The following is a 22,451-nucleotide window of genomic DNA, read 5'->3' as shown; positions in this document are numbered from 1 at the left end:
AATCCTCGGTTTTCTTTTCGATTCTGTGGTCTAACGTTTCGGCATAAACTGCCTGAATAATTCGCGGCTCTTTAAGGGCTTACCGCCAAGATACGGCTTGAGGGCAATCCGGGTAAAGCGTTTTGCGGCGCGCAGGGTATCCTGATCGGGAAACTCGCGCTCATATAGCGCCCGGAGCTGGCGACCGGTAAAGGTGCTGTTGTCTATCACAATACTGGCAATGAAGCCTTTTTCTTCGCGATAGCGGTAGGTCATGGTGTCTTCCACCTCATCACCGCTGCCCGCGCAGTGCAGAAAATCCACGCCGTACCCGAGATGACCCAGCAGCGCCAGTTCGAAACGGCGCAGCGCAGGCTCGGGCGTGCCGGTTGCGCCAGCCAGTGCCTGGATACAGTGCAGATAATCGAAGAAAAGTTCCGAGAAGCGAGTCTCATGTTCAAGGACGCGAGAGATAAGCTCGTTGACATACAGACCGCTGTAGAGCGTGATGCCAGAAAGGGGAAGCGCCAGAGAGACGGCTTCTGCGCTGCGCAGAGTTTTGACTTCCCCTCGCCCGCCAAAGCGAACCAGCAGCGGCGTAAAAGGCTGTAAGGCACCTTTCAGATTAGAACGTTTGGAACGTGCGCCTTTCGCAACAAGGCGCACGCGGCCTGACTCTTCCGTGAAGACGTCCAGCATGAGGCTGGTTTCGCTCCAGGGACGACTATGGAGAACGAAGGCGCGCTGCCAACCTTCCATTATACTCGTCGTCTTGAGTTACTGGTCTTCGCCGTAACCGAGGCTGCGCAGAGCACGCTCATCATCGGCCCAGCCAGATTTCACTTTCACCCACAGTTCGAGGTGAACCGGCGCTTCGAACATCTCCATCATGTCCTTACGGGCTTCAATGCCGATGGTTTTGATCTTGGCACCTTTGTTGCCGATCACCATCTTCTTCTGCCCTTCACGCTCAACGAGGATCAGGCCGTTAATATCGTAGCCACCGCGCTCATTGCTCTGGAAACGCTCGATCTCTACCGTCACAGAGTACGGCAGCTCAGCGCCCAGGAAACGCATCAGCTTTTCACGGATGATTTCAGACGCCATAAAGCGCTGAGAGCGATCGGTGATGTAGTCTTCCGGGAAATGATGAATCGCTTCCGGCAGATGCTTGCGCACGATGCCCGCGATGGTATCGACGTTCATACCGGTCTCAGCAGACAGCGGAACGATATCGAGGAAGTTCATCTGGCTGCCCAGCCACTGCAGGTGAGGAAGCAGGTCAGCTTTTTCCTGCACGTTGTCAACTTTGTTGACCGCGAGGATGACCGGCGTTTTGCCGTCACGCAGCTTGTTCAATACCATTTCGTCGTCCGGCGTCCAGCGGGTGCCTTCCACAACGAAAATCACCAGCTCTACGTCACCGATGGAGCTGCTCGCCGCCTTGTTCATCAGACGGTTAATGGCACGCTTCTCTTCCATGTGCAGGCCCGGGGTATCGACGTAGATCGCCTGATACGCGCCTTCAGTATGGATACCAACGATGCGGTGACGCGTGGTCTGCGCCTTACGCGAGGTGATGGAAATCTTCTGCCCAAGCAGATTATTCAACAGGGTGGATTTGCCGACGTTCGGACGTCCGACGATGGCAATAAATCCGCAATAGGTTTTTTCTTCGCTCATTCCAGCTCCAGCATTTTCAACGCCTGTTCGGCGGCAGCCTGTTCAGCCTTACGACGGCTTGAACCTGTGCCCACCACCGGTTCACTCAGGCCACTGACCTGGCAATGGATGGTAAATTCCTGATCGTGCGCTTCGCCACGCACCTGCACCACCAGATAGGATGGCAGCGGCAGATGACGACCCTGCAAATATTCCTGCAGGCGCGTTTTCGGATCTTTTTGTTTATCGCCCGGGCTAATTTCGTCCAGACGAGTCTGATACCAGTTAAGGATCAGCTTTTCGACGGTCTGGATATCGCTGTCCAGGAACACACCACCAATTAATGCTTCGACCGTATCGGCAAGAATAGATTCACGACGGAAGCCGCCGCTTTTCAGTTCACCCGGCCCAAGACGCAGACATTCGCCCAGTTCAAATTCGCGCGCGATTTCCGCAAGGGTATTACCCCGAACCAGCGTGGCGCGCATGCGGCTCATATCACCTTCATCCACGCGCGGGAAACGATGATAAAGCGCATTCGCAATCACGAAACTTAAAATAGAGTCGCCCAGAAACTCGAGACGCTCATTGTGCTTGCTGCTGGCACTGCGGTGGGTTAATGCCTGTTGCAACAACTCCTGATGATGAAAAGTGTAGCCCAGCTTCCGTTGAAGCCGATTAATTACGATGGGGTTCATGCGATACCAATAAATGAATGCGTCAAAAATGCAGCACACGAAACCGACCTGAGAAAACCAACGCGGTTTCGTGTGCCGTGGCACCCTTGCAGGGCCAACCTTAAACTTCGGGGGAATATTCTATACACAACGACAGGGGATGTCGTTAGTTCGAAGAGATTTATCGTGGAAATAATTCACGTAGCCGCTAATTAAAGCGGCTACGCGTTCATTTAGTGAGAATTAATGGATTCCGCCAATACGATTCAGGCGAACGCCAGTCGGCCATTCACCTTCCTGCTTCTCAAAACTCATCCAGATGGCGGTAGCTTTACCGACCAGATTCGCTTCCGGCACAAAGCCCCAGTAACGGCTGTCCGCTGAATTATCGCGGTTATCACCCATCATGAAGTAGTGCCCTGGCGGTACAATCCAGCTCGCCAGCTGCTGGCCCGGCTGCTGGTAGTACATACCCAGCTGATCCTGCGCGATTGGCACAGTGAGGATGCGGTGAGTGACATCACCCAGGGTCTCTTTGCGCTCAACCAGGCGGATACCGTTCTCTTTAGTTTCGCCTTTCGGCAGCTGGAAGAACCCGTTCGTTGCTTCACCGCCGTTACGGCGGGCGAAGGTCTGCACAAAATCACTTGGCTCAACGTTTGAGTAGGTGATTGGCAGCGCATTTTCACAGGCGGTACCGGAACTGCAGCCCGGCTGAACGGTGACTTCCTTCGCAACCGGATCGTAGGTCACTTTATCTCCCGGCAGACCCACCGCGCGCTTAATGTAATCCAGACGCGGATCGTCCGGATATTTAAACACCACGATGTCGCCACGTTTCGGATGACCGGTTTCGATCAGCGTTTTCTGGTAAATCGGATCTTTGATGCCGTAGGCAAACTTCTCAACCAGAATAAAATCCCCGATCAGCAGCGTTGGCATCATGGAACCCGATGGGATCTGGAACGGTTCGTAAATAAACGAACGTACCACCAGCACAATTGCCAGCACCGGGAACACCGACGCGCCCGTTTCCAGCCAGCCCGGTTTCGGGCCAACTTTCTTCAGGGTTTTCGCGTCCAGCTGGTCGCCAGTCGCTGCCTGCGCGGCAGCCTGACGTTCGCGGCGTTTTGGGGCGAAGATAAACTTATCCAGACACCACAGCAGACCTGTCACCAGCGTAGCGATGACCAGGATCAGGGCAAACATGTTCGCCATGCCAACTCCTTAAAGGTTATTTGCCGTCTTTACCGACATGAAGAATGGCAAGGAATGCTTCCTGCGGCAGCTCAACGTTACCGACCTGCTTCATACGCTTCTTACCTTCTTTCTGCTTCTGCAGCAGCTTTTTCTTACGGCTGACGTCGCCGCCATAGCACTTCGCCAGAACGTTTTTACGCAGCTGTTTCACGGTTGAACGCGCGATAATGTGGTTGCCAATGGCCGCCTGAATCGCAATGTCGAACTGCTGACGCGGGATCAGATCTTTCATCTTCTCAACCAGCTCGCGGCCACGGTACGGCGCATTGTCGTTGTGGGTGATCAGCGCCAGCGCATCCACGCGCTCGCCGTTGATCAGCACGTCCACACGCACCATGTTGGAGGCCTGGAAGCGTTTGAAGTTGTAATCCAGTGACGCATAGCCACGAGAGGTAGACTTCAGACGGTCGAAGAAGTCGAGGACCACTTCCGCCATCGGGATTTCATAGGTCAGCGCCACTTGGTTACCGTGGTAAACCATGTTGGTCTGCACGCCACGCTTCTCAATACAGAGCGTGATGACGTTACCCAGGAACTCCTGCGGCAGCAGCATGTGACACTCTGCGATCGGCTCGCGCAGCTCGTGAATGTTATTCAGCGGTGGCAGCTTGGACGGGCTGTCGACGTAGATCACTTCTTTCGACGTCGTTTCCACTTCATACACTACTGTCGGTGCGGTGGTGATCAGATCCAGATCGTATTCACGTTCCAGACGTTCCTGAATGATCTCCATGTGCAGCAGGCCGAGGAAGCCGCAGCGGAAGCCGAAGCCCAGCGCCGTTGAGCTTTCTGGCTCGTAGAACAGGGAGGCATCGTTCAGGCTCAGCTTGCCGAGCGCATCGCGGAAGTTTTCGTAGTCATCGGAGCTGACCGGGAACAGGCCTGCATAAACCTGCGGTTTCACCTTTTTAAAGCCTGGCAGCGCTTTGTCTGCCGGGTTACGCGCACCTGTCAGGGTATCGCCTACTGGCGCGCCGAGGATGTCTTTAATCGCGCAGACCAGCCAGCCTACCTCGCCGCATTTCAGCTCGGTACGGTCAACCTGTTTTGGCGTGAAGATACCCAGACGGTCTGCGTTGTAGACCTGTCCGGTACTCATAACCTTGATTTTGTCGCCTTTACGCATGGTGCCATTTTTAATACGCACCAGAGAGACCACGCCCAGGTAGTTATCGAACCAGGAGTCGATGATCAGCGCCTGAAGCGGGGCATCCGGGTCACCTTCCGGTGGTGGAATATCACGCACCAGACGTTCCAGCACATCGGGAACACCCACACCGGTTTTAGCCGAGCAGCGCACGGCATCAGTCGCGTCAATGCCGACAATATCTTCAATCTCTTCCGCCACGCGCTCAGGATCGGCGGCAGGCAGATCGATTTTGTTCAGAACCGGCACAACCTCGAGATCCATTTCCATCGCGGTGTAGCAGTTCGCCAGGGTCTGGGCTTCAACGCCCTGCCCGGCATCGACCACCAGCAGCGCGCCTTCACAGGCGGCCAGCGAGCGGGAAACCTCATAGGAGAAGTCAACGTGGCCTGGGGTGTCGATAAAGTTCAGTTGATAGGTTTCGCCATCAGAAGCTTTGTAGTCGAGCGTCACGCTCTGCGCTTTGATGGTGATACCGCGTTCGCGTTCCAGGTCCATGGAGTCCAGTACCTGGGCTGCCATTTCACGATCAGACAGGCCACCGCAAATCTGGATAATACGGTCAGACAGCGTCGACTTACCGTGGTCAATGTGAGCAATGATCGAAAAGTTACGTATGTTCTTCATATAGTTAAATAATTATGCCTTACGAATTCCTGGAGGCCGCTGTTCTTAGCCTGACGTTTTTCAGTGCGAAAACGCAGCATTCTACACTACATACCCGCAACCTGGAAATGCACTTAGAGCCAAGCATAGCGCGAAGAAATGGCGTTTTCTTTTTTGAGATGTAAATAATGATAAAGCCCGGTGGATCACCGGGCCTCAGAAGAGAGCGTCTCGACGCGAAGTTGGTCAGGTGCCAGTGCAACGCTCAGGATAACGGGCTGCCACGCTTCGCGGGCAACAAGCTTCGGCGAGAGGCCTTTAGCAAGCCAAAATCCACCTACGCCCCCTAGTGCAGCACCGCACAGAGAAGCTACATCCGTGCCAAACAGCATTTGAAAAATACCGCCCATCACAAACAGGCCGAGCAGTGGAGAAAGATAAACCAGCATCGCGGAAGTGAGCAGGCTGCCTTCCGCAATCCCCAGTTCGACCTTCTGACCGGCTACCAGCGGCTGTTCGCTCGGCACGGAGATCGTATGCGACGTCTGCGGCCCTAATTTATTGAGCACGCGGCTGCCGCAACCGGCTCGGGATGCGCAGCTATTGCATGAGGCTTTAACATCACAGCTGACCAGCGCAATGCCATTCTGCCAGGAAACCACGGTCGCCCACTCTTTAATCATTGTGCGGCCCTGAATTTAATGCTGTCAGAGATTCGCTTCGCCGTCTGCGGCGGGAGTTCACCCACAATCGTGATCTCTGCGTTATCACGTACCGTGGTGCTGACCGTACGACGCCCGGTACGCAGCATTTGCTCAGAACTGTTTGCCGTTGCGCGGTTGATGTTCACCGAGAAGCTGAACAAGCCATCGGAATAGAGACGTGATTCAACCGGCGTATCAATGGTAGGCAGCTGACGACGACTGCTTGACACTTCGCTAAACCCTTGTGGGATCCAGGAAGGCACCCAGTTGAAATTCACGGAATCCCCGGCCGGGACAGAGAGCAACGGCGGCAGGCTGGCCTTCGCCAGATTCTGCATGCTGTTGCCAACCTGATTGTTGACGCTAAAGGAGATAACGCGGAACTGTTCCAGCGTCTCGCCGTCGCGGTCGAGCAGATCTACACGCATCGGCAGCTTGGTTTCCGCATCAATCCAGACGATATAGCTGTAGCGCGTGCCATCGCGCGCAACCACGCGGATGACCTCACACAGTCGGTCTGCAATGCGCGTACGCCCTACTGAAATAAAATCATAGTAAGGAGCGAGCCGTTTGAAGTCGGTATAGATAAGCGACGGCAGGGAATCAACGATATAGTCGCCATTCAGCGTGAAAGGCTCCAGACCAGGCTCGAAATAGCTGATTTCATTGCCCCGCTGGACAACTTCCCGACGCGGGCCATCCATCTGTAAAAGCTGGGCGAGCGGCTGGTTATCAAGACGGGCGTGGCGATAGCGTAGAGACTCGACACCCTGCTTATTGATGCTGATAAATGCCAACTCGTAATTGAGTGACTGGCTGGCCAGATTCATTTGCTGCAACAACGCCCCGGATGAAACATCAGCCGAGGCGTTGGCAGAGAAGAACAGGCTACCCGCCATCAGAGACATGGCGAACCAAAGTTGCTTCATTACTGCGATTGCGTTCCTAAAGTTTGGTTTCCGGGCACCTGCACCGCAGCTTGCTGGGTTTGGGCCTGCTCAAACTGAAGCTGTTCAGAGTGCAGACGACGCTGCAACTCGTAATCCTGCAACATCGCATTAATGCGACGGCGCTGCTCCTGCACCTGCTGTTGCTGACCGCCGCTGGCGGATGCATCAGCCGGTACGCCCAGACTTACCGGGCTGGCTTTGCCCATCATCGGCAGTGTGTTAAACACTGGCGCTTCAGGCTGCTGATTAGTTTCAGACTGAGTATTATAGTGCTGGACGCCAACGATAACTGCAAGCGATACGCATGCAGCCACCCCCATTTGGGTGAGCTGGCTGGCCCATGGACGCACCTTATGCCAGAACGGCATTTTCTGCCACTGGTGCGGTGCGGGTTGAGCTTCAGGAATCAGCGGAGTGGGTTGATGAACAGGCTCATTCTCAATGGCCGCCATCACGCGAGCTGAGATATCGAAATGGAGCACCTCGCCGGTATCGCCGCGCAGCGTATCGCGGATGAGATGGTAGCTCTCCCAGGTCTCTTGCATTTCGGGAGAATGAGAAAGCTCGTTGAGCAGCTCATTATCCAGCGTCTCACCATCCATTAAAGCGGAAAGTTTTTCTTTCTGCATGCCTAATACCTTTTCCAGTATCCCGCTATCGTCAACGCCTGATAAGCGGTTGAACTTTATTATCAATAGCTTCTCGCGCACGGAAGATTCGTGAACGAACCGTGCCGACCGGACAATCCATGATAGCGGCTATCTCTTCATAGCTCAGACCATCAAGCTCCCGTAACGTAATTGCCATGCGTAAATCTTCCGGGAGCGACTCGATCGTGCGAAAAACAATTTGTCTCAGTTCTTCTGACAACATTAAGTTCTCAGGGTTCGAAATTTCTTTCAGCGCACCGCCACTTTCGAAGTTTTCGGCATCGATAGCGTCCACATCGCTTGACGGCGGACGACGCCCCTGAGCAACCAGATAATTCTTTGCCGTATTGACAGCAATACGGTACAGCCAGGTATAAAAAGCACTATCTCCCCGGAATGAATCCAGCGCGCGATAGGCCTTAATAAAAGACTCTTGCACCACATCAGGTACATCACCTGACGGTACATAGCGGGAAACCAGACTCGCCACCTTATGCTGGTAGCGCACCACCAGTAAGTTAAAGGCTTTCTGATCTCCCTTCTGGACCCGTTCAACCAGGACCTGGTCCGTTAACTGCTCGCTCATCCGAGGTAATGTCTCCCCAAACCTAAATTCCACGCGTTATCGAAACGCCACTCTACAACTACCGCACTTTGAGCAAGCACCGAATTAGAGTGTCTGATCTTCAATAAGTTCCGTAACGCCTTTGTTTTTGTTCATCGCGCCGCAGACCGTTCATTTTCTCTCATTATAAGTCTGTTCACGATACGCACCACTTTATGACAAGAAACATCTTTTTCCCGCCAGAAGAGTAACGCAACACGGGCTTTATTTCACCACAAAATCTGACGCTAACGATCTGCTTCGCAAAATAATTTCATTCATTTACCCTCCGTTTACCCCGTCTTACGCGTTTAGTCATTGCAACAATCCGTAAAAAATAACGTGCGATATCTCGCATTCAGGTGCTATTCTGCCTCAACACTGTTTAGTAAATTAAACAACCAATCATGAACACAACACCTGAACTTCATTGTGATGTACTGATCATCGGCAGCGGTGCTGCTGGACTTTCTCTGGCGCTGCGTCTGGCAGAACATCAGAGCGTTATCGTTCTGAGCAAAGGCCCGATAAGTGAAGGGTCCACATTTTATGCCCAGGGCGGCATTGCCGCAGTGTTTGACGAGACAGACAGCATTGCGTCGCATGTGGAAGATACGCTGATTGCCGGAGCCGGGATCGTGGATGCGCACGCAGCGGAGTTTGTCGCCAGCAATGCCCGTCACTGCGTTCAGTGGCTCATCGATCAGGGTGTTTTATTCGATACTCAGGTTCAGCCCAACGGTGAAGAGAGCTACCACTTAACGCGTGAAGGCGGCCATAGCCACCGCCGCATCCTGCACGCTGCGGATGCCACCGGGAAAGAAGTGGAAACTACGCTGGTCAGTAAAGCGCTTAACCATCCGAATATTCGGGTTCTTGAGCGAAGTAACGCCGTTGATCTGATTATCTCCGATAAAATTGGCCTGCCCGGCACGCGTCGCGTCGTGGGGGCGTGGGTCTGGAACCGTAATAAAGAGAAGGTGGAAACCTGTCAGGCGAAGGCTGTGGTGCTGGCGACGGGCGGCGCCTCAAAGGTATATCAGTACACCACTAACCCGGACATCGCCTCCGGAGACGGTATCGCTATGGCCTGGCGCGCTGGTTGCCGCGTGGCGAACCTCGAGTTTAATCAGTTTCACCCAACCGCCCTGTTCCACCCTCAGGCACGCAACTTCCTGCTGACAGAAGCCCTGCGCGGTGAAGGCGCTTATCTGAAACGCCCTGACGGTACCCGCTTTATGCCGGACTTTGACGCCCGGGGTGAACTGGCGCCGCGTGATATCGTTGCTCGCGCCATCGACCACGAAATGAAGCGTCTTGGTGTGGATTGCATGTATCTCGATATCAGCCATAAGCCCGCAGAATTCATTCGCCAGCATTTCCCGATGATTTACGAAAAGCTGCTGAACCTGGGTATCGATTTGACCCGCGATCCGGTGCCCATTGTCCCGGCAGCCCACTATACCTGTGGCGGCGTTATGGTTGACGATCACGGGCGTACTGACGTGGATGGTCTGTATGCTATTGGTGAAGTGAGTTATACCGGGCTACACGGCGCGAACCGTATGGCATCTAACTCGCTGCTTGAGTGTCTGGTATACGGCTGGTCAGCAGCGGAAGATATCACGAAGCGCATGCCTTACGCCCGCGAGACAGAGCATCTTCCTGCCTGGGATGAAAGCCGCGTAGATAACCCGGACGAGCTGGTCGTTATCCAGCACAACTGGCACGAGCTACGGCTGTTTATGTGGGATTACGTAGGGATTGTGCGCACCACGAAACGTCTTGAACGCGCACTGCGCCGCATCACCATGCTGCAGCAGGAAATTGATGAGTATTATGCCAATTTCCGCGTCTCCAATAACCTTCTGGAGCTGCGCAATCTGGTGCAGGTTGCCGAGCTGATTGTTCGCTGCGCGATGATGCGCAAGGAGAGCCGCGGGTTGCACTATACCCTGGACTACCCGGATCAGCTTCCTGAGTCCAGCCCGTCGATACTCGCCCCGCAGGTTTACATAAACAGATAAAACGCCTGGGTCAGGGCAGTGTAATCTTCGGAGTAACGCTGGTCTGGCCCACGGATCACCATTCGATCATTAAAGCATTCACCCTCTTTTGGCGAGAGCGCCAGCAGCACGCGGTGCGGCAGTCGACCTTCCGTGTCCGAAATATCGGTACGCAGACGTAACGTCCAGCCGATCTCCTGCGCGATACCAATGAACATGTTGCCCGTACTCTCCGGCAGAACCACGCAGAAAAAACCCTCTTCGGAGATCAGTTCTGCCGCACTGGTGAGCAGCGCTTTATGATCGAGAGAGCCGGTATAACGCGCCTGTTCGCGCTCGGGTGAACCGCACTCCACGCCGGGCTCATAGTACGGTGGATTGCTGACAATCAGATCGTAACGCGCGGTTTGTTCAGGCGCCCAGGCCAGCACGTCTGCGCATTTAACGCTAATCCGGTCTGCCCATGGGGATTCGGCCGCATTTTCACTCGCCTGCCCTGCGGCCTGCGCATCCAGTTCCACTGCATCAATGGTGACATGCTCTTCCGTTCGCTGCGCCAGCATCAAGGCCACCAGCCCGCTGCCGGTACCGATATCAAGAATACGCTTAACACCTGCGACAGGTGCCCATGCTCCCAGTAGAATGCCGTCTGTACCGACTTTCATGGCACAGCGATCATGAGCGACAAAAAATTGTTTAAACGTAAAACCATCGCGGCGCAGCTGCGCTTTGAGTTGAGACATGTCAGGGCAACCTTCTAAGTGAAACTGGAGTAGCATAGGGGAAAGCGAACTCACCGAAAAGCGATATCCATACAAACAGATGAAGATTACAGCCGTAACGTCTATAATCAGCGCCCCACACAGAGGTAGAACATGACTGTAACGACTTTTTCCGAACTTGAACTCGATGAAAGCCTGCTCAATGCACTTGAGAGCAAAGGCTTTACACGCCCGACCGCCATTCAGGCAGCGGCCATTCCGCCTGCGCTTGAGGGCCGCGATGTGCTCGGTTCTGCGCCAACCGGCACGGGGAAGACAGCAGCCTATTTGCTGCCTGTGTTGCAGCATCTGCTCGATTTTCCACGTAAAAAATCTGGCCCGCCGCGTATTTTAATCCTGACGCCTACGCGCGAACTGGCCATGCAGGTTGCCGATCACGCGCGTGAACTCGCGGCAAATACTCATCTGGATATCGCCACGATCACCGGCGGTGTTGCGTATATGAACCACGCGGAAGTGTTCAGCGAAAACCAGGACATCGTCGTCGCGACGACGGGCCGCCTGCTACAGTACATTAAAGAAGAGAACTTCGACTGCCGTGCAGTAGAAACGCTGATTCTGGACGAAGCTGACCGCATGCTGGACATGGGCTTCGCACAGGATATCGAGCATATTGCCGGTGAAACGCGCTGGCGTAACCAGACGATGCTGTTCTCTGCCACCCTTGAAGGGGACGCGATCAAGGACTTCGCTGAGCGTCTGCTGGAAGATCCTGTAGAAGTTTCCGCCACCCCCTCCACTCGTGAGCGTAAGAAGATCCACCAGTGGTACTACCGCGCGGACAACCTTGAGCATAAAGTTGAGCTGCTTAAGCACCTGCTGAAGCAGGAAGATGCTCTGCGCACCATCGTGTTTGTGCGTAAGCGCGAGCGCGTGCACGAGCTGGCTGAAATGCTGCGTAACTCCGGGATCAACAACTGCTATCTTGAAGGTGAGATGGCGCAGGTTAAACGTACCGAAGGCATTAAGCGTCTGACCGATGGCCGCGTTAACGTGCTGGTCGCAACAGACGTTGCCGCGCGCGGGATCGACATCCCTGACGTGAGCCACGTCATTAACTTCGATATGCCGCGCAGCGGCGATACTTACCTGCACCGTATTGGCCGTACCGGCCGCGCGGGCCGCAAAGGTATTGCGATTTCACTGGTTGAAGCGCATGACCATCTGCTGTTGCAGAAAATTGGCCGCTATGTCGACGAGCCGCTGAAAGCGCGCGTTATTGATGGCTTGCGCCCAACCACACGTGCGCCGAGCGAAAAAATGACGGGTAAACCGTCCAAGAAAGCGCTCGCGAAACGTGCTGAGAGAAAAGAGAAAGAAAAAGAGAAGCCGCGTGTGAAGCAGCGCCATCGCGATACCAAAAACATTGGTAAGCGTCGTAAGCCAAGCGCTGCCGCGCAGGATACGAAGACTGAAGAGTAAGAAAAAGCCGGGGATTTCCCCGGCTTTTTTATTCACCCCCGTAGCTGAAGCCTTACAGGCTTTCAGTAAAGGTACGGGCGATAACGTCGCGCTGTTGTTCTGGCGTCAGTGAGTTAAAGCGAACCGCATAGCCGGACACGCGGATGGTCAGCTGTGGGTATTTTTCCGGGTGCTCAACGGCATCCATCAGCGTTTCGCGGCGCAGCACGTTAACGTTCAGGTGCTGGCCCCCTTCAACGCGCACTTCTGGCTGCACTTCCATTGGAATTTCACGGTATTCGATTTCGCCCAGTTTGTTCACCGGCACGATTTCATCTTCAGCAAAACCCGCTTTCGCAACGACACAGCGCGCTTCGTTTTTCTCGCTGTCCAGCAGCCAGAAAGAATTGAGCAGATCGTCGTTTGCAGCTTTAGTAATCTGGATACCTGTAATCATGTGTTGCCTCCCTTAGGCTACATTAACTGATGTCGGCCTCTCGCGGCCAATTGGTAAAACCATTGTTTCTTGTGTGTATATATATCATTCACCCCACGGTGATTTATTGATTTAAATCAACAAAAACACCAACCACACAAAGAGTGTGGTTTGAATTTATTGTTTTAGATCAATTTCCAGACCTTGCCAATTCAACTTACGATGCATCATTTCAAAATAAATTTAACGACTTAGCACGCATTTCAACGCGTAATTTTGCTCACAGGGGTTAAACAGGTAAGCTAGTCACAGATTGAGATTCGCAGGAGAGCGACATGACGACACCTTTAACCTGGCATGACGTGCTGGCAGAAGAAAAGCAGCAGCCTTATTTTATCAATACGCTCAGCACCGTTGCTGCTGAGCGTCAGTCCGGACAGACGATTTATCCGCCGCAAAAAGACGTTTTCAATGCCTTTCGCTATACCGAACTGAGCGATGTAAAAGTGGTTATTCTGGGTCAGGATCCCTATCACGGCCCGGGGCAGGCGCATGGGCTGGCGTTTTCCGTTCGTCCGGGCGTGGCTATCCCCCCTTCTTTGCTCAACATGTATAAAGAGCTTGAGGGAACCGTGCCGGGGTTTACCCGCCCCAACCACGGTTATCTTGAAAGCTGGGCGCGCCAGGGCGTGCTGTTACTGAATACGGTGCTTACCGTACGGGCGGGCCAGGCGCACTCGCACGCCAGTCTTGGGTGGGAGACCTTTACCGATAAAGTCATCAGCCTTATCAACGAGCATCGTGAAGGGGTTGTGTTTTTACTCTGGGGATCGCATGCGCAGAAGAAAGGGGCGATTATCGACCGTCAGCGTCATCACGTGTTGAAAGCACCGCACCCGTCACCGCTGTCTGCCCATCGCGGTTTCTTTGGCAGTAATCATTTTGTTCTGGCAAATGAATGGCTGGAAAAACGTGGCGAAACGCCAATTGGCTGGATGCCTGTGTTACCGGCTGAGAGCGAGTAAAATTTGAATGTGCCGGGTCAGGCCCGGCACATAAGAGGCTTATGCCTTATTCTGACGCCACCACTCGGCCAGCAGCACGCCGGTCGCAACGGATACGTTCAGACTTTCCACATTACCTGTTCCGTCGATAGAGACGCTCAGATCCGAACTGGAGAGCGCCGCATCAGACAGACCATCGCGTTCCTGACCCAGCACCAGCACCATCTTGCGCGGCAGCGTGGCTTTAAACAGCGGCGTACCGGCGTGGCTCGAAGTCGTCACAATGGAATAGCCCGCTTTACGGAACTGCTCAAGGGCATCCAGAACGCTGTCGCCGGTGATCGGCTGTACGTGCTCGGCTCCGCCTTCCGCTGTACGGATCGCGGCACCGGATTCAAGCAGCGCGGCATCCTGCAGCAGCACGCCTTTCACGCCAAAGTGCGCGCAGCTGCGCATCATTGCGCCCAGGTTGTGCGGGTTACCCACATCTTCCAGCGCCAGCACGCAGTCATCGGCATCCGCCTGGCTGACCCACTGCTGCACGGTGGTGCCGTTACGCTTTTTGATCAGGAAGCAAACACCGCCGTGGTGTTCAGTACCGGACGCTTTGGTCAGTTCAGCATCATCAACCACGTGGTAGGCTTTGCGGTTCGCGGCCATCCAGCGCAGCGCTTCTTTAAAGCGTGGGGTCACGCTCTGGATAAACCACGCGCGGACGATACACTCCGGACGGCTCTGGAACAGCGCCTGACAGGCGTTCTCACCGTACACGCGGGTCTCTTCCGCACGCTGACGGCGAAGCACTTCCGGGTCGATAAAGCTTTTACCGCTGATACCGCCGTGATCGGCTTTTTCCGGCGTCTCATCGCCAGGGGCACGAGAAACGGTGCGCCACGGGGAGGCGTTATCACGTGAGAAATCATCACGCGGACGGTCATCGCGTTTGCGATCGTCACGCTTACGGTCATCACGTTTGCGGTCATCGCCGCGGTTATTTCTGTCATCGCGGGCGGGGCGACGGCCACCGTCTGCACGAGAAGACGCCGGACGCCCGCCACCTTTTCCGGTACGCGGATTTTGGGTGCGTTTATCAGAGTCATCATCACTGCGGACATACATCACTTTGACCTTGCCGCTTTTGTTTTTCATTTCGTCGTTCATGCTTTTCTCCACCAGCGCTGCGCGAAGCGCGCAGATTACCCGATGTGCCACCGCATAGCCATAATTTCGTACAAAAGCCTGTGACTATTGTTCTCATTGAATAAAACGCATTGTTGTTTCAAACAGGCTCATTGATAATATGTAACATATTAGAAACATTATCGGCGTTGTGCCGCTGTCCCACGGCTCTATCAGAGGTTAGTTATGAATACCGTATGTGCCAACTGTCAGGCTCTTAATCGCATTCCGGACGATCGGATTGAAGATGGTGCGAAATGCGGACGTTGTGGCCATGAATTGTTTGATGGCGATGTCATTAACGCGACGGGTGCTACGCTGGACAAACTCCTCAAGGACGATCTCCCGGTGGTGATCGATTTCTGGGCACCATGGTGTGGTCCGTGTCGTAACTTCGCGCCAATCTTTGAAGATGTTGCCGAAGAGCGTAGCGGTAAAATGCGGTTCGTTAAGGTCAATACCGAAGCCGAACGCGAGCTGAGCGCACGTTTTAATATTCGCAGCATTCCGACCATTATGATCTTCAAAAACGGAGAAATGGTCGACATGCTCAACGGTGCGGTTCCAAAAGCCCCCTTCGATAGCTGGTTAAACGAATCACTGTAACATTCCCGGGGCACATCTTGTGCCCCGCCCCTGCCTCTGCGAAAATGGGGTTTTTCTTGCCTTTTCGCCCATGACTGATAACGCTGTACTACAATTACGCGCCGAGCGTCTTGCGCGCGCCACCCGCCCATTTCTGGCACGGGGCAATCGTATTCGCCGCTGTCAGCGCTGTCTTTTGCCGCTGAAAGTGTGCCTGTGTGAAACGCTGGCCACAAGTACGGCACAGAGCCGTTTTTGCCTGGTCATGTTCGATACCGAGCCGATGAAGCCCAGTAATACGGGACGTCTGATCGCCGATATTCTGCCAGACACCGCAGCGTTTCAGTGGTCGCGCACTGAGCCACCCCAGGCTCTACTCGACCTGGTGGCTAGCCCGGACTATCAGCCCATGGTCGTTTTTCCGGCATCGTATGCAGGCGAACAACGTCAGGTGCTTACGGCGCCGCCATCCGGTAAACCGCCGCTGTTTATTATGCTGGACGGTACCTGGACCGAAGCGCGGAAAATGTTTCGCAAAAGCCCTTACCTCGATGCCCTGCCGGTTATTTCTGTCGAGCTTTCCCGCGTCTCGGCCTATCGCCTGCGTGAAGTCCATGCTGACGGGCAATACTGCACCGCCGAAGTGGCCATTGCGCTTCTTGATTTAGCAGGAGATACCGCGGCGGCCGGAGCCCTGGGTAACCATTTCTCATGTTTTCGGGAACGCTATCTGGCGGGAAAAACCGTTCATAAGGGCAGTATCACAGCAACAGAACCAGAAAGCGTTTAAAATCATCAGGTCGCTTGCATTCACAGGAGGCCTGCATGAGCCAGAGAGGGTTAGAAGCGCTACTCCGTCCTAAATCCATTGCCGTTATCGGCGCATCCATGAAACCGGATCGTGCAGGCTATCTGATGATGCGTAACCTTCTCGCCGGAGGATTTAATGGCCCCGTCATGCCCGTCACGCCAGCTTATAAGGCTGTTCAGGGCGTACTTGCGTGGCCGGACGTGCAGAGTCTGCCTTTCGTACCGGATCTCGCCGTTTTGTGTACCAACGCCAGACGTAATCCGGAACTTCTGGAAGCACTTGGCAAGAAAGGGTGTAAAACCTGCATCATTCTCTCGTCTCCGCCTGAACAGCAGCCTGAACTGCTGGCCTGCGCCAGCCGCTATCAGATGCGTCTCCTTGGGCCAAACAGCCTGGGTCTGCTTGCGCCCTGGCAAGGGCTGAACGCCAGTTTCTCTCCGGTCCCCATCCGCAAAGGCAAACTCGCGTTTATTTCACAATCGGCTGCGGTATCGAACACCATTCTCGACTGGGCGCAGCAGCGTGAGATGGGCTTTTCCTACTTCATTGCTCTCGGCGACAGCCTGGATATCGACGTTGATGAACTGCTGGATTTCCTGGCGCGTGACAGCAAAACCAGTGCGATCCTGCTTTATCTTGAGCACCTGAGCGATGCCCGTCGTTTTGTCTCGGCTTCACGAAGTGCTTCGCGCAATAAACCGATCCTTGTTATCAAAAGCGGTCGCAGCCCTGCGGCGCAGCGTCTGCTGCAGTCTCATTCCGGTATGGATCCGGCCTGGGACGCTGCCATTCAGCGCGCAGGGTTGCTGCGTGTGCAGGATACACACGAGCTTTTTTCCGCCGTTGAGACCTTAAGCCATATGCGTCCGTTGCGCGGCGAGAAGTTGATGATTGTCAGTAACGGTGCAGCCCCCGCCGCGCTCGCGCTGGATGAACTGTGGCTGCGTAACGGCAAGCTGGCCACACTGGGTGAAGAGACGCTGCAACGCCTCAAAGAGGCGCTTCCGCCAAGCGTGACGCCCGGCAATCCGCTTGATTTGCGCGATGACGCCAGCAGCGATCGCTATATCAGGGCGATCTCCATTTTGCTGGATAGTCAGGATTTCGATGCGCTGATGATCATCCACTCCCCCAGCGCGGTCGCGCCGGGCAGTGAAAGCGCGCGGGCGCTCATTGATGCCGTGCACAATCATCCACGAGGCAAATATGTCACCCTGCTGACCAACTGGTGCGGTGAATTTTCCTCTCAGGAGGCACGGCGCTTGTTCAGTGAAGCGGGGCTGCCCACCTACCGCACGCCGGAAGGCACCATCACCGCGTTTATGCATATGGTGGAATATCGCCGCAATCAGAAACAGCTACGTGAAACGCCGGCGTTGCCGGGCAATCTGACGGCGAACACTGTCGACGTTCACCGGCTATTGCAGCAGGCTATCGACGAAGGCGCGACGTCGCTTGATACGCATGAGGTCCAGCCCATTCTGGGCAGCTACGGGATGCAAACTCTGCCGACCTGGATCGCCAGCGACAGCGCTGAGGCCGTGCATATTGCCGAGCAAATTGGCTATCCGGTGGCCCTGAAGCTGCGCTCCCCCGATATCCCGCATAAGTCTGATGTTCAGGGGGTTATGTTGTACCTGCGTACGGCAACGGAGGTGCAGCAAGCTGCTGATGCCATTTTCGACCGGGTCAAAATGGCCTGGCCGCAGGCAAGGATCCACGGATTACTGGTGCAAAGCATGGCCAACCGCGCCGGGGCTCAGGAGTTACGGGTCGTGGTCGAACACGATCCCGTCTTCGGCCCGCTCATTATGCTGGGAGAAGGCGGCGTGGAGTGGCGCCCGGAGGAGCAGGCCGTAGTGGCGTTACCGCCGCTGAACATGAACCTGGCGCGTTATCTCATCATTCAGGCGATTAAAAGTAAAAAGATCCGTGGCCGGAGCGCGCTGCGTCCGCTTGATATTGCCGGGTTAAGTCAGTTCCTGGTACAGGTATCTAACCTGATTGTGGATTGCGCCGAGATCCAGCGTCTGGATATCCATCCGCTACTCGCCTCCGGCAATGAGTTTACGGCGCTTGACGTGACGCTGGATATCGCGCCATTTGAAGGAGACAGAGAGAGCCGCCTGGCGATCCGCCCGTATCCCCTTCAGCTGGAGGAGTGGGTCGAGATGAAGAATGGGGAACGCGCCCTGTTCCGCCCTATCCTGCCGGAAGATGAACCGCAGCTGCGTACCTTTATTTCCCAGGTTACGAAAGAAGATCTCTATTACCGCTACTTTAGCGAAATCAACGAATTTACCCACGATGATTTAGCCAATATGACCCAGATCGACTACGATCGAGAGATGGCGTTTGTCGCCGTTCGGCGTTCTGATAAAGGCGATGAGATCCTCGGCGTGACGCGCGCCATTTCCGATCCGGATAACGTTGACGCGGAATTTGCTGTGCTGGTGCGCTCCGATCTTAAAGGCCTGGGTCTGGGAAGACGGCTGCTGGAAAAACTCATCAGTTATACGCGAGATCACGGATTGTTACGCCTCAATGGCATTACTATGCCTAACAATCGCGGTATGGTGACCCTGGCGCGAAAACTCGGATTTGACGTTGATATTCAGCTGGACGAAGGTATTGTTGCCCTGTCCCTCAGCCTGACATCACCCGATAAACACGAGTAAGCTACTGGAAATGTTACCCACTTTGGACGGGACTGGTGGTATCATTGTCCGCTTATGTTGTTTGCATGGTACAGACAACCCTTCAATGAACAGAGAAGAAACGCACTGTGATGTTGTCAAAATTTAAGCGTAATAAACATCAACAACACCTTGCTCAACTACCGAAGATTTCTCAGTCAGTTGATGATGTAGAGTTCTTTTACGCTCCCGCTCATTTTCGGGAGACGCTTCTGGAAAAGATTGCCAGCGCCACGCGACGCATTTGCATTGTGGCGCTGTATCTAGAACAGGATGAAGGCGGGCGCGCGATCCTGAACGCGCTCTATGAAGCCAAGCGTCAGCGCCCGGAACTTGATGTTCGCGTGCTGGTAGACTGGCATCGCGCACAGCGTGGTCGTATTGGCGCTGCCGCTTCAAATACCAACGCAGACTGGTATTGCCGCACGGCGCAGGAAAATCCTGGCGTCGATGTACCTGTTTATGGCGTCCCGGTGAATACCCGCGAAGCGCTCGGCGTCCTTCATTTTAAAGGGTTCATCATCGATGACAGCGTGCTTTACAGCGGCGCAAGCCTCAATGATGTCTACCTTCATCAGCTCGATAAATACCGCTACGACCGCTACCATCTGATCCGTAATCCTCAGATGGCCGATATCATGTTTAACTGGGTTGATAAAAATCTGGTTCATGGCCGCGGCGTTAATCGCCTTGACGATCCCGAGCGCCCTAAGAGCCCGGAAATCAAAAATGATGTTCGCGCCTTCCGCCAGGAGCTGCGCGATGCTGTTTATCATTTTCAGGGTGATGCGAACAACGAAGAGTTATCTGTTACCCCGCTGGTAGGGCTGGGTAAATCAAGCCTGCTGAACAAAACGATTTTCCATCTGATGCCGTGCGCGGAGCAGAAACTCACCATCTGTACGCCGTACTTCAACCTTCCTGCCGTGCTGGTGCGTAATATCATCCAGCTGCTGCGCGACGGTAAAAAAGTGGAAATCATCGTCGGGGATAAAACGGCGAACGACTTCTTCATTCCTGAAGATCAGCCGTTCAAAATTATCGGTGCACTGCCTTATCTCTATGAGATTAACCTGCGCCGTTTCCTGAGCCGTTTACAGTATTACGTGAACACTGACCAGCTGGTTGTGCGTCTCTGGAAAGATGAAGACAACAGTTACCATCTGAAAGGCATGTGGGTCGACGATGAGTGGATGCTGCTGACCGGTAACAACCTGAATCCGCGCGCATGGCGACTGGATCTGGAAAACGCTATCCTGATCCATGACCCACAGCATGAGTTAGCCGCACAGCGTGAACGTGAACTGGAGTTGATTCGCACGCATACCACGGTGGTTAATCATTACCGCGAATTGCAGAGCATTGCCGATTACCCGGTTAAGGTCCGCAAGCTGATTCGCCGCTTACGTCGTATCCGTATCGACCGACTTATCAGCCGTATTCTGTAATACCCAGCCCTGTCACCCGCAGGGCTTTTTTATGGAGCCCGTTAATGCGTATTCCTCTGTTACTGAGCATCCTCTTTCTGAGTGGCTGTAGTCATATGGCCAACGATAGCTGGTCCGGACAGGATAAAGCGCAGCATTTCCTCGCTTCCGCTATGCTGTCCGCAGCCGGTAATGAATATGCGCAGCATCAGGGATACAGCCGGGATCGTAGCGCGACGATAGGGTTGATGTTCTCAGTCGGTCTTGGGGCATCAAAAGAATTGTGGGATAGCCGCCCCGCAGGGAGCGGCTGGAGCTGGAAAGATTTTGCCTGGGATGTTGCCGGCGCAACGACCGGCTATGCCCTGTGGCAGATGGCGCGCTATTAAAGTCGAATGCCTTTCCCTTTGCGATGCAGCATCAGGGAAACAATAAAGGCCAGTGCGCCCATTATTGTTACGTACCAGAAGAATGTCGTTTCACTTCCCCATGATTTAAGCGACAACGCAACGTACTCCGCAGAGCCGCCAAACAACGCGTTGGCTACCGCATAAGAGAGCCCTACTCCTAACGCACGAACCTGCGCCGGGAACATTTCGGCTTTGAGTATCCCGCTGATCGAGGTATAGAAACTGACAATCACCATTGCCAGCATGACCAGCGCAAATGCGGCATATGGCGATGATACGTGCTGGAGCGCAGACAAAATAGGCACGGTACATAACGCCGACATTCCACCAAAAATCAGCATCGACGTACGTCGACCAATTTTATCCGAGAGCGCGCCGATAATGGGTTGTATGAGCATGAAGACAAACAGCGCGACAGTCATGACTACGCTGGCGACGTTTGCGTGCATGCCGGTGGTGTTCACCAGGTACTTCTGCATATAGGTCGTGAACGTGTAAAAACTAAGGGAGCCGCCCGCAGTAAAACCCAGCACCATCAGAAAAGCCTTGCGGTTACGCCATAACCCTTTGAATGTTCCCGCTTCCTTCAGCGTTCTGACTTCCTTCTGAGAAGTTTCATCTAACTGACGGCGTAGCCAAAGCGCAACAACTGCCAGTACAGCACCCATCGCGAAAGGAATTCGCCATCCCCAGGCGTGGAGTTGTTCGTCTGTCAGAATCTGCTGCAGGATCACCACCACGAGAATCGCCAGCAGTTGTCCACCAATCAACGTGACGTACTGGAAGGAGGCGTAAAAGCCTTTACGGCCTTCCAGCGCAATCTCACTCATGTAGGTTGCACTGGTACCGTATTCACCGCCCACCGACAATCCCTGGAATAAGCGGGCCAGCAAAAGTAGCGCCGGAGCCCACGTGCCAATCGATTCATATCCCGGTAAGCAGGCGATCACCAGAGAACCAAAGCACATCATACACACCGAGATCAGCATGGAGGCCTTACGCCCGCGACGATCCGCAATGCGGCCGAAGAGCCAGCCTCCGATGGGTCGCATTAAGAACCCTGCGGCAAAAACGCCAGCCGTTTGTAGTAGCTGCGTCGTGGTGTTGCCGGAGGGGAAGAAAATATGTGCGAAGTAGAGTGAACAGAATGAATAGACGTAAAAGTCGAACCATTCAACCAGATTCCCTGAAGAGGCACTGACGATTGCCCATACCCTTCTTCGGGTATCGCCGTTAGCCAGCGTCCCGTGTGATGTAATGCTTTCTGTCATTGTGATTATGCTCCTGCCATAAACTGCGGCGTATTGAGCCAGGAGACTCAATTACCTCGTAAATGAAATGTTATAATTTTGTTATAAATAACATTGGGACCGCGATCACACATTCCATTAGCAGGATAAGGGATTAAGAGAAAGGCCAGGGTGGAAAAAGAAAAGCAAAAAACCCCGCACCTTTCGGTACGGGGTTCTTCTTAA

The 22,451-nt window shown here is 54.2% G+C and carries 22 protein-coding genes; 8 read left to right on the top strand and 14 right to left on the bottom strand.

Annotated features, from left to right (window positions below):
- Positions 1-30: 30 nt before the first annotated feature.
- The 10 genes from recO to rseD form a co-directional block, all read right to left on the bottom strand.
- Complete coding sequence (gene recO / locus D5066_RS05715) at positions 31-738, bottom strand: DNA repair protein RecO (RefSeq protein ID WP_080328393.1); 708 nt, start codon at positions 736-738, stop codon at positions 31-33.
- An 18-nt stretch (positions 739-756) separates the two neighbouring features.
- The gene (gene era / locus D5066_RS05710) at positions 757-1,662 is read right to left on the bottom strand and encodes a GTPase Era (protein WP_080328392.1); all 906 of its coding nucleotides are present in this window, start codon (positions 1,660-1,662) and stop codon (positions 757-759) included.
- Positions 1,659-2,339 (bottom strand): ribonuclease III, encoded by a 681-nt coding sequence (gene rnc, locus D5066_RS05705; protein ID WP_003860711.1) that lies wholly within the window; start codon positions 2,337-2,339, stop codon positions 1,659-1,661. Before rnc ends, era begins: the two co-directional genes overlap by 4 nt.
- 222 nt (positions 2,340-2,561) lie before the next feature.
- Complete coding sequence (gene lepB / locus D5066_RS05700) at positions 2,562-3,536, bottom strand: signal peptidase I (RefSeq protein WP_119915331.1); 975 nt, start codon at positions 3,534-3,536, stop codon at positions 2,562-2,564.
- A gap of 16 nt (positions 3,537-3,552) precedes the next feature.
- Positions 3,553-5,352: a translation elongation factor 4 gene (gene lepA, locus D5066_RS05695; RefSeq protein ID WP_061097366.1), complete on the bottom strand. Its 1,800-nt coding sequence runs from the start codon at positions 5,350-5,352 to the stop codon at positions 3,553-3,555.
- Between the two features lie 185 nt (positions 5,353-5,537).
- The gene (gene rseC, locus D5066_RS05690) at positions 5,538-6,014 is read right to left on the bottom strand and encodes a SoxR-reducing system protein RseC (RefSeq protein WP_119915330.1); all 477 of its coding nucleotides are present in this window, start codon (positions 6,012-6,014) and stop codon (positions 5,538-5,540) included.
- Positions 6,011-6,964: a sigma-E factor regulatory protein RseB gene (rseB, locus tag D5066_RS05685; protein WP_023331097.1), complete on the bottom strand. Its 954-nt coding sequence runs from the start codon at positions 6,962-6,964 to the stop codon at positions 6,011-6,013. The genes rseC and rseB overlap by 4 nt, the downstream gene beginning before the upstream one ends.
- Positions 6,964-7,614 (bottom strand): anti-sigma-E factor RseA, encoded by a 651-nt coding sequence (gene rseA, locus D5066_RS05680; RefSeq protein ID WP_119915329.1) that lies wholly within the window; start codon positions 7,612-7,614, stop codon positions 6,964-6,966. Before rseA ends, rseB begins: the two co-directional genes overlap by 1 nt.
- Positions 7,615-7,645: 31 nt before the next feature.
- Positions 7,646-8,221, bottom strand: coding sequence for an RNA polymerase sigma factor RpoE (rpoE, locus tag D5066_RS05675; RefSeq protein WP_006176728.1), 576 nt, complete (start codon positions 8,219-8,221; stop codon positions 7,646-7,648).
- Positions 8,218-8,301 (bottom strand): rpoE leader peptide RseD, encoded by an 84-nt coding sequence (rseD, locus tag D5066_RS23305; protein ID WP_233002681.1) that lies wholly within the window; start codon positions 8,299-8,301, stop codon positions 8,218-8,220. The genes rpoE and rseD overlap by 4 nt, the downstream gene beginning before the upstream one ends.
- A 345-nt stretch (positions 8,302-8,646) precedes the next feature.
- Between rseD and nadB the strand changes: the two genes are divergently transcribed.
- Positions 8,647-10,266: an L-aspartate oxidase gene (nadB, locus tag D5066_RS05670; protein WP_119915328.1), complete on the top strand. Its 1,620-nt coding sequence runs from the start codon at positions 8,647-8,649 to the stop codon at positions 10,264-10,266.
- Here nadB and trmN read toward each other — a convergent pair.
- A complete protein-coding gene (gene trmN / locus D5066_RS05665) occupies positions 10,251-10,988 on the bottom strand; it encodes a tRNA(1)(Val) (adenine(37)-N(6))-methyltransferase TrmN (RefSeq protein ID WP_119915327.1) in 738 nt (245 codons plus the stop codon). The genes nadB and trmN overlap by 16 nt on opposite strands.
- 132 nt (positions 10,989-11,120) lie before the next feature.
- On the opposite strand from trmN, the gene srmB reads away from it, so the two are divergent.
- A complete protein-coding gene (gene srmB / locus D5066_RS05660; RefSeq protein WP_119915326.1) occupies positions 11,121-12,449 on the top strand; it encodes an ATP-dependent RNA helicase SrmB in 1,329 nt (442 codons plus the stop codon).
- A 52-nt stretch (positions 12,450-12,501) separates the two neighbouring features.
- Here srmB and grcA read toward each other — a convergent pair whose 3' ends face one another.
- Positions 12,502-12,885: an autonomous glycyl radical cofactor GrcA gene (gene grcA / locus D5066_RS05655; RefSeq protein ID WP_006176733.1), complete on the bottom strand. Its 384-nt coding sequence runs from the start codon at positions 12,883-12,885 to the stop codon at positions 12,502-12,504.
- Between the two features lie 314 nt (positions 12,886-13,199).
- Between grcA and ung the strand changes: the two genes are divergently transcribed.
- Positions 13,200-13,889, top strand: coding sequence for a uracil-DNA glycosylase (gene ung / locus D5066_RS05650; RefSeq protein WP_119915325.1), 690 nt, complete (start codon positions 13,200-13,202; stop codon positions 13,887-13,889).
- Positions 13,890-13,928: 39 nt separating this feature from the next.
- Here the strand turns inward: ung and D5066_RS05645 are convergent, their stop codons facing one another.
- Complete coding sequence (locus D5066_RS05645) at positions 13,929-15,029, bottom strand: tRNA/rRNA methyltransferase (protein ID WP_041908658.1); 1,101 nt, start codon at positions 15,027-15,029, stop codon at positions 13,929-13,931.
- Positions 15,030-15,233: 204 nt separating this feature from the next.
- Here D5066_RS05645 and trxC point away from each other — a divergent pair, with 204 nt between their 5' ends.
- The 5 genes from trxC to D5066_RS05615 all read left to right on the top strand — a co-directional run bounded on the left by trxC (position 15,234) and on the right by D5066_RS05615 (position 20,955).
- Positions 15,234-15,653, top strand: a complete 420-nt coding sequence (trxC, locus tag D5066_RS05635) for a thioredoxin TrxC (RefSeq protein WP_080328385.1) — start codon at positions 15,234-15,236, stop codon at positions 15,651-15,653.
- Positions 15,654-15,723: 70 nt separating this feature from the next.
- Positions 15,724-16,422, top strand: a complete 699-nt coding sequence (gene tapT / locus D5066_RS05630) for a tRNA-uridine aminocarboxypropyltransferase (protein ID WP_119915324.1) — start codon at positions 15,724-15,726, stop codon at positions 16,420-16,422.
- Between the two features lie 35 nt (positions 16,423-16,457).
- The gene (locus D5066_RS05625; protein WP_080328383.1) at positions 16,458-19,121 is read left to right on the top strand and encodes a bifunctional acetate--CoA ligase family protein/GNAT family N-acetyltransferase; all 2,664 of its coding nucleotides are present in this window, start codon (positions 16,458-16,460) and stop codon (positions 19,119-19,121) included.
- 110 nt (positions 19,122-19,231) lie between these two features.
- Positions 19,232-20,587 carry a CDP-diacylglycerol--serine O-phosphatidyltransferase gene (gene pssA / locus D5066_RS05620; RefSeq protein WP_023331103.1) on the top strand — a complete coding sequence of 452 codons (1,356 nt, stop codon included), beginning with the start codon at positions 19,232-19,234 and terminating at the stop codon, positions 20,585-20,587.
- Between the two features lie 44 nt (positions 20,588-20,631).
- Entirely contained in the window at positions 20,632-20,955 is a 324-nt protein-coding gene (locus D5066_RS05615; protein ID WP_119915323.1) for a YfiM family lipoprotein, read from the top strand.
- Here D5066_RS05615 and D5066_RS05610 read toward each other — a convergent pair.
- Complete coding sequence (locus D5066_RS05610) at positions 20,952-22,247, bottom strand: MFS transporter (protein ID WP_119915322.1); 1,296 nt, start codon at positions 22,245-22,247, stop codon at positions 20,952-20,954. The two genes, D5066_RS05615 and D5066_RS05610, sit on opposite strands and share 4 nt — an antisense overlap.
- Positions 22,248-22,451: the final 204 nt, after the last annotated feature.

It is taken from the genome of Enterobacter chuandaensis (assembly GCF_003594915.1).
GTDB lineage: Bacteria > Pseudomonadota > Gammaproteobacteria > Enterobacterales > Enterobacteriaceae > Enterobacter > Enterobacter chuandaensis.
Note: the sequence above shows the minus strand (reverse complement) of the source record. Positions and strands in the feature narration are given on the sequence as shown.